The sequence below is a fragment of the Cryobacterium flavum genome, from assembly GCF_900103805.1.
GTDB lineage: Bacteria > Actinomycetota > Actinomycetes > Actinomycetales > Microbacteriaceae > Cryobacterium > Cryobacterium flavum.
On the sequence record NZ_FNIB01000039.1, the window covers coordinates 1 to 2,244 of the forward strand.

Annotated in this window: 2 protein-coding genes; both read left to right on the forward strand. The window is 61.9% G+C overall.

Annotation, left to right across the window (positions count from 1 at the left end):
• The first annotated feature begins 145 nt into the window (after positions 1 to 145).
• Complete coding sequence (locus BLS91_RS19390; protein WP_092342714.1) at positions 146 to 1,351, forward strand: tyrosine-type recombinase/integrase; 1,206 nt, start codon at positions 146 to 148, stop codon at positions 1,349 to 1,351.
• Positions 1,348 to 2,244, forward strand: an 897-nt coding sequence (locus BLS91_RS19395) for a tyrosine-type recombinase/integrase (protein ID WP_092342716.1), incomplete at its 3' end; no start/stop codon positions are given. The genes BLS91_RS19390 and BLS91_RS19395, both read left to right, overlap by 4 nt.

Genomic DNA, 2,244 nt, shown 5'->3' on the forward strand with positions numbered 1-2,244 from the left:
GATTATGCCGAGGATGACGTTAAGCCGAGGAACCGTTCCGACGCCAGAAGTTTTTTGGGGATGGCCGCGGTTTTGTCGGTTTAGTGCGATGCCTCAACCAGCGTTACTTTCATCATGTCCGGATGCGCGATGAAGGGAAAATGCTATGGAAACGATGGTTGATGACATTGGTGTCGTCGTTGTCGAGGTGTTGAGAGCGGCCCGCTATAAAGAGTCGACGATTGGCAACTATCAGAAGTCGATTCGATGGTTGGCAGTGCTGGCGCAGAAGGACGACGGCCGCTACACGCCGGCTTTGGGGGCGGAGTTCGCCTCGATGACGACGAGTCCGAGAACGGGCCGCTTCAGTGGCCAGCGCCGCTTCGATTACGGCCGGCTGGTGAGCGTGTTCGATTCGTACGTGGCGACCGGGCTGGTGAGCCTGGTGAAGGGAACCCGCGGCGCTGGCATTGTGGTTCCTCATTGCGCCGCCTTCGTCGCCCTGGCAGATGCGTGGTCGGACGAGGTAGAACGCCGCGGCCTGGCCATATCTACTCGAAGCGCCTACGGTCGCGCAGCCCGTGAATACCTGCTCTTTTTGGAAGCAAGCGGGATCACGTCGTGGGAAGAAGCGGATGGCACCACCATCTTCGGATATCTGGACTCGTTGCTCGAACGGTGGGCGCCATCAGCGCTGTGGTCCGCAGTAACGAACTTCCGGCCGTTCCTCGCCTTTACACGTCGGCAGGATTTACTTGACGCGTTGACGATGGCGCGGATCCGGCGGTGGCACCAGCTCATTCCCGAACTTGCCGAACGTGACGAGCTACTGGTGGTTCGGGCCTGCACCGGCAGGGATGTTCCTGCCCGGGATGCGGCAATTACGTTGCTGGCATTGGTGACGGGCTTGCGTGCCTGCGACCTTATTGCGTTGCGGCTGAAGGACATCGATTGGCGCGGCTCCACGCTCGGTATCGTGCAGCAGAAAACGGGCAACCCGCTGACGTTGCCGCTGCCTGCGGTGGTCCTCGGCAAGCTGGCCGAGTATGTGTTGGGTGACCGACCGCATTCCGACATCCCAAACGTTTTCCTGCGGTCGTTGGCCCCGCACCTCGCGTTGGCGGACCATGCGTCGATCTATGCGATCACGCGGCGGACGTTTCGGGCCGCCGGTGTGACGCAGACCAAAGTGGGCACCCGGAAGTTGCGTCACCACGCGGCGACGAAGCTGCTGCGCGCGGGGACGCCGCTGCCGACGATCTCGGCGATTCTGGGCCACTCGTCTCCGGATTCCACCAACGTGTATTTGGGCGAGGACACCGAGCAGATGCGCGCCTGCGTGCTCCCGTTGCCGGCAGGGACCGCACGATGAGCGGGCACGGTTTCACCAGCGTGTTCGCCGCCGATCTGGAGGGCTACCTCGCGTTCAAGTCGAGCATGGGCTGTTACGGCGCGTCCCGGATCTGGTATCTGAAACAGTTCGACCGATACTGCGCCGACCATTCTCTGGCGAATCTCGACCGGGCGACGATCGAGGGCTGGGTGACGGCCCTGCAATCATCCCGGCCGGGACCTTACCGATCATGGATGTCCTACATTCGGGATTTCGGTCGGTGGGCGCATATCAATGGCGATGACAACGCCTATGTGTTGTCGGATCATTGGAAGGCAAGTTTTGTCCGGTCGCAGCCCTACCTGTTGGCGGATACCGAAATCAGGTTGTTCTTCCAGGCCGCCGCCCGGATAGAGGGTTCGTCGCCGTGGACATGGCAGGCCGTCGCATTCTTCGCCTTGATGCACTCCTGCGGGCTGCGCACCGGAGAAGTCCGCCACCTCACCCCGCACGACGTCCACCTGGACGACGGTGTGATCGAAGTACTCGCATCGAAAGGGCACCGCGACCGGCGGTTGCCACTCACCGGTGAACTCGTGGAGCTTCTGGCTGGCTGCGATGCCCGCACCCGCGGCGTTATCGCAGGCGATCGGGCCCCGTTCTTCGTCATGCCGACGGGGAAACCCGTGACCCCGGTGGCGGTCGGGATAATCTTCAATCGCATCTGGGACAAGGCTGCACTGACGCGAACTTTGGAGGGGAAGCGGCCACGTCCCTATGATTTCCGGCACCACTTCGCCTACGCGAACCTTCAGCGGTGGATGGCCGACGGCACCGACGTCAACGCGATGCTGCCCTATTTGGCCCGATACATGGGCCACGCGTCCTTGGACAGCACCTACTACTACGTCCATACCTCGCCGGACTTCATG

Coding starts and splice junctions, on each gene's coding strand:
- BLS91_RS19390 (WP_092342714.1), top strand. CDS start 146: ATGGAAACGATGGTTGATGACATTGGTGTCGTCGTTGTCGAGGTGTTG.